9 protein-coding genes and 2 pseudogenes are annotated in these 8,090 nt (G+C 62.3%); 7 read left to right on the forward strand and 4 right to left on the reverse strand.

What is annotated here, in order from left to right:
- Positions 1–570: 570 nt before the first annotated feature.
- Positions 571–864 (reverse strand): annotated as a pseudogene (locus ACWEO7_RS37125) (IS110 family transposase); the annotation flags it as partial.
- Positions 786–1,418, reverse strand: coding sequence for a TetR/AcrR family transcriptional regulator (locus tag ACWEO7_RS37130; RefSeq protein ID WP_452430250.1), 633 nt, complete (start codon positions 1,416–1,418; stop codon positions 786–788). The pseudogene ACWEO7_RS37125 and the gene ACWEO7_RS37130, both read right to left, overlap by 79 nt.
- A gap of 111 nt (positions 1,419–1,529) precedes the next feature.
- Between ACWEO7_RS37130 and ACWEO7_RS37135 the strand changes: the two genes are divergently transcribed.
- From ACWEO7_RS37135 to ACWEO7_RS37145, 3 genes are all read left to right on the forward strand, one after another.
- On the forward strand, positions 1,530–1,811 hold the full coding sequence (locus tag ACWEO7_RS37135) for an FAD-dependent monooxygenase (RefSeq protein WP_452430251.1): 282 nt from the start codon (positions 1,530–1,532) through the stop codon (positions 1,809–1,811).
- 287 nt (positions 1,812–2,098) lie between these two features.
- Positions 2,099–2,674 carry an FAD-dependent monooxygenase gene (locus ACWEO7_RS37140; protein ID WP_452430252.1) on the forward strand — a complete coding sequence of 192 codons (576 nt, stop codon included), beginning with the start codon at positions 2,099–2,101 and terminating at the stop codon, positions 2,672–2,674.
- An 86-nt stretch (positions 2,675–2,760) separates the two neighbouring features.
- Positions 2,761–2,985: a transposase gene (locus ACWEO7_RS37145; RefSeq protein WP_452430253.1), complete on the forward strand. Its 225-nt coding sequence runs from the start codon at positions 2,761–2,763 to the stop codon at positions 2,983–2,985.
- Here the strand turns inward: ACWEO7_RS37145 and ACWEO7_RS37150 are convergent.
- Both ACWEO7_RS37150 and ACWEO7_RS37155 read right to left on the reverse strand, forming a co-directional pair.
- Positions 2,985–3,675: pseudogene (locus tag ACWEO7_RS37150) on the reverse strand (IS110 family transposase); the annotation flags it as partial. The gene ACWEO7_RS37145 and the pseudogene ACWEO7_RS37150 overlap by 1 nt on opposite strands.
- Before the next feature lie 891 nt (positions 3,676–4,566).
- Positions 4,567–4,872 (reverse strand): hypothetical protein, encoded by a 306-nt coding sequence (locus ACWEO7_RS37155; protein ID WP_452430258.1) that lies wholly within the window; start codon positions 4,870–4,872, stop codon positions 4,567–4,569.
- Between ACWEO7_RS37155 and ACWEO7_RS37160 the strand changes: the two genes are divergently transcribed.
- The 4 genes from ACWEO7_RS37160 to ACWEO7_RS37175 form a co-directional block, all read left to right on the forward strand.
- Positions 4,819–5,682 carry an alpha/beta fold hydrolase gene (locus ACWEO7_RS37160; protein ID WP_452430256.1) on the forward strand — a complete coding sequence of 288 codons (864 nt, stop codon included), beginning with the start codon at positions 4,819–4,821 and terminating at the stop codon, positions 5,680–5,682. The two genes, ACWEO7_RS37155 and ACWEO7_RS37160, sit on opposite strands and share 54 nt — an antisense overlap.
- 305 nt (positions 5,683–5,987) lie before the next feature.
- Complete coding sequence (locus ACWEO7_RS37165; RefSeq protein ID WP_452430257.1) at positions 5,988–6,329, forward strand: helix-turn-helix domain-containing protein; 342 nt, start codon at positions 5,988–5,990, stop codon at positions 6,327–6,329.
- Between the two features lie 134 nt (positions 6,330–6,463).
- Positions 6,464–7,744 (forward strand): alpha/beta fold hydrolase, encoded by a 1,281-nt coding sequence (locus ACWEO7_RS37170; RefSeq protein WP_452430254.1) that lies wholly within the window; start codon positions 6,464–6,466, stop codon positions 7,742–7,744.
- 53 nt (positions 7,745–7,797) lie between these two features.
- Positions 7,798–8,090, forward strand: a 293-nt coding sequence (locus tag ACWEO7_RS37175) for a TetR family transcriptional regulator (protein WP_452430255.1), incomplete at its 3' end; no start/stop codon positions are given.

The raw sequence follows: 8,090 nt of genomic DNA on the forward strand, positions 1-8,090 counted from the left end.
TCAACGCCACCGAACCACCCACCGGCCAACAGTTCCGCCGCGGCCCCGGTGACTTCACCGGGCACGAAAGGGCCCGTTCCACACCAGTCACCTAGTGCCGCGTCAAGTAACGTCGGGTCAAGTAACGTCGGGTAGATAATCCGACAGTCGGCCCCTGGAGCCGGTAGTTAAGTCGCGGATTGGTTGGGTGTTGCGCCAGCAGATGTAGTCACTGATAGGGCTCGTGCTCGGCGTGGCCGCGGTGGTCTGTGCCGTAGATCAACTACAGTTTCGTCCCCGCCGGGGCACCGCGGTGACTTCAGGAACGCGAGGAACTCCGTCCATCGCTCCCGGCCTCGAATCTGGTAGTACAAACTGGCCCGATCCCAGGTCGGGGGCACCGAACAAGTGCCGAACCGCCCGACTGCGGTTGTAGGTTGCTGGCAAACGAATCGGTCGGCGTCGGACGAACCAGCGCGGACCCTGGGGGTCCTCATCGTGTTCGTCAAGCTGCTGAGGCTGCGGGTGTCCGGTAGGGCTGTTTGTTGCGGAGCATGGCGAACAGGGACGTCGCAGGGTTCGGTGAGGGTCCTCCTCGCCGATATCGACGCGGCGCAGCGTGTGCGGCATGGTGCGGGCCGCGTCGGCGATGATGTCAGCGTTGCGGGCATCGGTCTTGGCCTGACCTGGGTCAAGGTCGGCGATGCGGCGCATCGCCAGCCCAGGCAGATAGGCGGCATCGTGGCCGCAGGCGCGGGCGACGGTCACCAGCAGGGCGCCGATCGTGTTGGGTTGACCGACCACGATCAATAACCGGCTATGACCCGCGAGCTTGTCGAACACCGCCCGCAACCGCGACTCGTCATTGGGCAATGCCTTGTCGAAGCCTTGTCGAACCGATCAGCGCGCGCACCAGCCGGTCCAGCACGGGGCGCGGATCGACATTCGGCGTCGGATCGACCAATTGGCAGGATGATGCCCTTGAGCTGGCCTAGGAAGATCTGTGTCGCCGCCCGGTCCCCGCCGACGCCCGCCAGCAGGCCTGCGGCCCATTCGCCCAGCCTGCGGTGGCCTCGCCGCACCGTCTCATGCAACGCGGGTGCGGTCTGTGCCTCTTGAAACAGTGCGTAGCGCGCCAGCGTCCGGGTGCGGTCGTTCCGCGCCGCGTGGACGACGTAAGCGGCCGTGTCGTCGACGAGTGCGTCGATGCTGCCGGGCATGGGTTGCCGGTTGAGCGTCTCCCGATCCGCGTAGTCGCGAGCTTCGAGGCGCTCGGCGATACCCGCCAGCAGCGCCGCGCGGGTGCGGAAGGAGTTGGACGCCGATCCGGCGGGCATGCCGGCGACCTCGTCGACCGTGCGGTGGATCATGGCGCGGATGCCGCGGGATCCGAGCAGTTCGATCGCGGCGTCCAAGACGACTTCGGGCTTGCTGGGCATCTAGCGATACTACAGGAGTAGTGATGCCGGTTACAGTCCGGCGCCGCGACACTACATCAGTAGTAGACTTCGATGAGCTGCTCGCCGAGCGGTCCGGAGAAAGCGGAAACAATGTCCGAGGCGGTCATAGCGGGCGGTGACATCGGTGGTCTGGCGACCGCGGTGGCCTTCCTGCGGCAGGGCTGGCGCGTCGAAGTGCTCGAGCGGGCCGCCGACATCACGGCGGTCGGTGCGGGATTGTCATTGTGGCCTAACGCTCTTCGCGCACTCGACGCGCTCGGCCTCGGCGACCGGGTGCGCGCTCGGGCCGTCGAGGAGGGCGCGGCGGCCATCCGCGACCGCGCGGGACGCCGGCTGGCCGGTATCGACGCCGAGAAGCTCCGCGCCACCTAAGGCAGCCCGATCATGCTGCACCGCGCCGACCTGGTGGACATCCTGCGGTCCGCCATCCCGGCGGAGGCGCTGCGCACCGGTGTGACCGTGGCCGAAGCGGAGGCCGACGGCACGGTTATGCACTCCGCAGGCGCATCCAGCGGGGACGTCGTCGTCGGCGCCGACGGCATCCGCAGCGCGGTGCGCCGTGCGGTGTGCGGTGTGCGGTGTGCGGTGAGATACAACCCCGCTACGGTGGTTACACCGCCTGGCGTGTGGTCGTCACGCCGCGCGAGCCAGTCACCGACATGGGTGAAAGCTGGGGCCGCGGTGAGCGTTTCGGGTACGCGCCGCTCGTGGATGGACGGGTCTATTGCTATGCCACCGCGAACGTGCCCGCAGGTGCGGCGGGCGGTGCGGCCGAACTGCGCGCGCGGTTCGGCGGATGGCACGAGCCGATCCCCGCCCTGCTCGCCGCGGCCGAGGACACCGATGTGCTGGGGCACGACCTCTACGACTTGCCCGCGCTGAAAACCTTCGTGACCGGCCGGATCGCGCTGGTCGGCGACGCGGCGCACGCGATGATGCCCAACCTCGGGCAAGGCGCCTGCCAGGCCTTGGAGGACGCCGTCGTCCTGGCCGAGGTGGCGACCAGCGGCGGTGACCTGACCGCCTACGACCGCGAACGCAGGCCGCGCAGCCGGATGATCGCGTCCCGCTCGCGCCGGATCGGCACGGTGGCGCAGCTGTCGTTCCCGCCCTTGGTCGCGATACGGGACGCCGTGCTGCGGGCGACCCCCGACTCGGTGCAACTGCGGTCCTTCGCCGCGGTGCTGGATTGGCGCTGCCAGAGCGTGTCTCGAAGTAGTGCTGCAGGTGTGTGATTGGTTGGCAGGGTGAGAGTTTGAGATATGCGAGGTCTCCGGTAGTTGGTTGATCGACCAAGATTCAACTGAACACCGGGGACCTCGTGACCACCCTAGCGGTGACCGCGCGAGCGGACCTGGCCGATGCCCAGTGGGCACGGCTGGAACCGCTGCTACCCTCCCCGAAACGACCTGGCAGGCCCTCGGGATGGACCCGACGCCGCCTGCTCGACGGGATCCGCTGGAGAATCCGGGTCGGCTGCCCGTGGCGTGACATCCCGCCGCAGTACGGATCCTGGCAGGCGATCTACGCACTGTTCCGCCGCTGACCGATCCCGTCGAGCTCCCGCAGTCGGGTGCCGTGCTCGTCGAGCAGCCGGTCGATGTCCTTCTGGTTGGCGGCCAGTCGCTGGTCGAGGCGGCGCACATCGGCGATGAGGTCTTTGCACAGGCCGACGCGGACACGATCGGACAGCGTCCGTGCCCGCAACCCCCGCAGCAGCGCGGCGGCGGTGTTGGCGGTCAGGCTGGTCGGCGCGTCACCGGCCAGTAGCTCTCGCAGTAGTGCGTGCAGCTGGTTGGCAGCGCGAGTCCGATTGGCCGACAGATGGTTTCGACGCTCCTCCAGAATGCGCAACGCGTCGGAGGGCTCGTCGGGAACAACCGGCCCGGCAATCACCTTGCAGCGCCGCGGCACACGCCGCGCTCGCAGCGTCGATCCGATCGTTTTTGCGTCGGCCACCGCGAGACAGCTGCCGCACCCGTGCGGTCGCGGTGGTCGATACGTCCGCCACGGTCTCTCCGCGGGCGGTCAGCCATCGGCTCAAGTGCCGCCCGAGCCCGTCGGCGTTCTCTACCGCCCAGCCGCGCTGCGGCGAGGGCCGAGCCCAGGCGATCAAGCGTTTGTATTCGGCCAGGGTCGCCTCGATGCGGATCGAGCCCAGATCAGTGTTGGTGACCGGGTCCACCGCGGTGGCGGTGTGGGTGCTCTTGTGCGGATCGACACCGATGACGACCATGAACGACGGGTCCCTTTCTCACATGTTCGGGGTTGGGATCCGCGGCGGACACTCCGACTTCAAGTACCTTGCCCGTGCTTGTGGTCATGCATCTCTTCAGTCACGCCCCGAACGCAGGCCGGGTGGCGCGACATACCCCCGTCGAGTCAGCCGAAAGCCTCTCGGCGACAGGAACCTCAGGAGTCAATCCACCCGGCCTGCTGCGGCACGCTACGGGTAGCTACCCCGACCACAAACCGCTACCGGAGATATAAGTCGGGCAACCTCAGTCTGCACCACACTGCGCCTCACCCCAAAAGCCCCTGCGCGGACCTGACCCTCTACGCCCCCTCCGCCGGCTCCAACACCTGCTCACCACTTGGACCGAACACTGTCATACCTGCCACCAGCCTCTACCTGCCCGGCCCCAACCACCCCACACCTAACAAAGCACTATTAGGCGCACGATCTGGTGCGGATGCGCTATTCCCGGCCCAGCGAGCTTCTGGGTATGCGCGTCCCGGATCTGGTGACCTTGTAGGCAACCGCCGACTCGGCGAACATGAGTAGAAACATTGCGCCGCGGCAGAGGCTTCCCGGCGGATCGCTGCGACGGGCCATCGTAGGCGTTTCCCCCATATCGCTGTCATCCGGTGTCATGCAACGCTACGTCAGATAGCTAGGGCGTCGCTGGCTATCGAAGGTGCTCTTCGCGTCGAAGCTGGCTTCGCCGCAGGTGGGGATGCATTAGCGGAGCGGTTGGGCGGCGCGGGAAAAGAGGTGGAGGTGGTGCCATAGTTGTTGAGAGCCGCCGGGCGTAGCAGCGGCACACTGTATGTTCGGATTCGCTGCGGTCGCGCAATAGAGCTTGGTATGGGCGATCCGCCCGCCGCTGGCTCCACATAGCCATAATCATGACCTTTTCATCTGTGATAACTCGCCGGTTACGTTGAGTCCGATTTTATTCGTGCTGACGCCCGAGCTGTTACCACTGTCGTCTGAATCCCAGGTAGCACAATGCACACAGGCTTTGCCATAGACCGGTTCCGCAAGAACATTAGCACGTCGTCCGGGACTGTGAGCTGTATCGATACTCGTGAAGGCGATAATGTCGTAGTTTTCATTCATGGCGTCGGTACCAGCAGCTACCTCTGGCAGCATGTCATCGAATCCCTCTGTGGCGAGTACAGATGCATTGCCATCGATCTTCCGCTGCATGGGGAAACGCCTGCATGTGTTGACACCGACTTCAGCTTGCCCGGTCTCGCGCTATTCGTTGCAGACTGCTGCGATGCCCTCGGCCTCGATATGGTGAATATCGTCGCTAACGACACTGGTGGGGCTGTCGCCCAAATCTTCGCCACCAGCTACTCGAATCGCGTGCGCACGCTGACTCTCACCAATTGTGAAATCCATGACGAAACCTCACCGAGGGAATTTATCTCTTCTCTCGCGGTCTCGCGCATGCGGTCACTGGCCCCGCTGGGAGCTCGAGCGCTGTGCAACATAACTGCCGCACGGTCCTCTTGTTATAGTCGTGGATTTCAGGATGTGCGGAATTTGCCCGAATCTGTTGCCGAAGCGTGGCTGCGACCCTTGGTCGGCAAGCCCGCTCAAGCTCGCCAGCTAAAACGGTTTCTAAATTCTATTCACGTACGCGATCTTCGGGTCGTGAACCTTGCTCTACGCTCGCTGCATACGCCCACGCTGATCGTATGGGGGGCGGGGGACGTCTTTTTTCAACGCAAAGCTGCATACTGGCTGGCGCGAACTATCCCCGGCACGAGCGAAGTTATCGAAGTCCCCGGCGGTAGACTGTACTTTCCTTTCGAGCGGAGCGCCGACCTTACGGCACCGCTTCGGCGCCATTTGATCGCGTACCTGGATTGTCGAGCACCGCATGTGTGTGGAATCGCAGCAGGTGAATCAGCCGAATTCAAGCATCTAACCGGGCCTCAGGAGTGTACTGGCCGCAAAGGCGAGCCAATGGTAGTGGTCGCGTCGAATGCGGGTGAGGTAGCAATATGAAATTAGAAAGCTGGCTATTGGTCGCCGCTGTTCTCGCGGGGACGATAGACACAGACAGCGAATATGCGAAGCATAACAAGCACCGCGAGATGAACGAAGATCCCGGGAGGGTGTTGACAACGTTGCTATTTCACCTTCGGGCTGCTCTTCTCCTGGAGTCGGAAAGAAATTGGACTGCTAGTGAACTCCTTGCATCTATCGAGTCCTTGGAGCAGCAGTGCGAAATCTCAGTCGATCAAGTTATGGTGCAATGTGCTGAAGCTTTCCAAAATGACGGGCTGGTCTCAGCATTTTCTGGACGGAGTATGTGGAACGCTGTGAAATCGAATCGGCAATCGGTTTCACATGAGTGGAGTTCGCTGTCGCAGGCCGAGTCCGAGGTTGCCGTGCTCGCGGCGGCCGGATGGCCTAACAGTGCTATCGCAGTTCGTCGCGGCAGTTCTATACGGACTGTCGATGCCCAAATTTCAGCTGTTCTGCATAAACTATCAATAGATTCACGTAAAGGAATATTCCGACACCTTCCCTGGGAATTTGCTTCTACAGTCGAGTTCGAATCCCTGGCGCGGTCTCGCCGCCTGGGAAGTAGTCGCTGTAGAGGGGTTGACGATGACATACTCGCGAACCTTCGTCAAAATCTTATGTAGGGGCAATTCGCGCAACCGGGTGAGCACAGCGTCGATAATAATGAAATCGAAACTTGGGCCAGCCGGACCTCTTGAAGAATTAATGAGCTGCTCAACAGAAACGCCATCGAACGAGAGCAGGTGCGGTGAATTAAATGGTTGTCGAATACCTACGTAAATCAACATCGAGAATTGGTATGGCACGTGGTTCTGTGTTCGCGATCTCAACAGTCCTCGCGTCGGCAGCGGGTATGGTGGTGCTGTTCGCCACCGCCGCATTCGCAGATCGCCCTGTAATATTCCTCGGGGCAGGATGGATAACCTTTGCCGTCGGAGTGCTGGCGACGAGTAGTACTCTGCCGAGGTCGTCACGCCAGAAGGTTGCTGTGTTCACCATCGTGGCATTGACGACCGTTGGTGCTGCTGCGCTGCTTACCCCTGGCCCGCGACAGGCTCCTATGTCGCTAGACGATTATCAGCTGATAGGGGTGAGCAGTGGCGCGCGACTGGCAGTGGCCAAGATCGCTGCGAAGCACCCGACTAAGCCGCCGATCGTGGTCCTGCATGGCGGACCCGGCGTCCCAGATCTGGAAGCAAATAAGCGTGCTTTCGCCCCACTCGCCGACGCTGGCGCCGACGTATATCTGTACGCCCAACTGGGCAATGGGGCGTCGTCCCACCTGTCTGACCCACGAGGTTACTCGCTTGAGCGTGACACTACGGACCTCGAAGCGCTGCGCGATGCTCTCGGGCTGGATCGCATGGTCCTCATCGGTCACTCCTACGGCGGCGCGCTCGCCGCTCAATACCTCGTCGACCAACCTGACAAAGTTGCGGCACTGATTCTTATTTCTCCCATGCCATTGAACCCGGATGACCGCAGTCCCGGAAGGCTCACCGCGAGACTCGGTTTGTCACAGCGCGTGCGCCTCTACCGCAGCCTCTCTCTTCCGCGGTCTTTGACCGCGTATGCCTTATTGCAGATTAATCCGCGCGCAGCACATGCCTATTTACCGGACGCGGAGGCCGATTTCCGAAACGACATCGTAGTAGGGCAGGCTACCCCGGCACTACACTGCCCTGGATCGTACGAGGGCGAGCCGGTGCGGGGGACAGGCTTCTACGCCGCCCAATTTCCGCAGTCGGCGGCGGCGAAGAAGCGTTCCGACATTCGTGCCAGCCTGTCGGGGAAACCTGTGTCTACGTTGATTATGAAGGGGTCCTGCGACTACTTATCGTGGTCGTCTGCGCTTGAGTATCGTGATCTCCTACCCAACAGCTCCTTGCTCTATTTTTCCGGTGCTGGCCACAATCTCCACCAGGAAAATATGGAACTAGTAAGTTCAGCGATCATAGATTTTCTCGATCAGAAACCGTTGCCCGTGCCGAAATACATTGCGAGTTTCGCTCCACCGGACTATCAGGGCTCCGAGTGATCGCTGCTGCAGGGCCGGAAAGGAGCTAAAGTCAAAAGGCGTTCCCGGATCGTATGGTGACGGAGGCCGCCCGAAACAGAGCGAATCAATGCAGAGCAGGCTCGGATGGGATTTCCCCATTGTGCCGTCTACTGCTGCCAACTAGGTATAGGACGGTTGGCGGTGGAAGTTTGTTATCCCTGACTGGACGGAGTTTGATATATTCGGCATATGTTCAACCATCTGGTTTAGCCGTAGGTGGTCTAATTACTGCGGCGCGCATTCGTGATACCGCGATCGAGGTGTTCGGGGAACACGGATTCCAGGTCGGAGTCCGCAAGATCGCCGCCGCCGCCGGCGTCTCGGC

Source organism: Nocardia sp. NPDC004260, from assembly GCF_053603155.1.

What these genes read in the sequence shown, in the direction of transcription:
- ACWEO7_RS37130 (WP_452430250.1), bottom strand. Translation starts at nt 1,418, where the DNA reads ATGCCCAGCAAGCCCGAAGTCGTCTTGGACGCCGCGATCGAACTGCTC.
- ACWEO7_RS37135 (WP_452430251.1), top strand. Translation starts at nt 1,530, where the DNA reads ATGTCCGAGGCGGTCATAGCGGGCGGTGACATCGGTGGTCTGGCGACC.
- ACWEO7_RS37140 (WP_452430252.1), top strand. Translation starts at nt 2,099, where the DNA reads ATGGGTGAAAGCTGGGGCCGCGGTGAGCGTTTCGGGTACGCGCCGCTC.
- ACWEO7_RS37155 (WP_452430258.1), bottom strand. Translation starts at nt 4,872, where the DNA reads ATGCAGCGGAAGATCGATGGCAATGCATCTGTACTCGCCACAGAGGGA.
- ACWEO7_RS37165 (WP_452430257.1), top strand. Translation starts at nt 5,988, where the DNA reads ATGTGGAACGCTGTGAAATCGAATCGGCAATCGGTTTCACATGAGTGG.
- ACWEO7_RS37170 (WP_452430254.1), top strand. Translation starts at nt 6,464, where the DNA reads ATGGTTGTCGAATACCTACGTAAATCAACATCGAGAATTGGTATGGCA.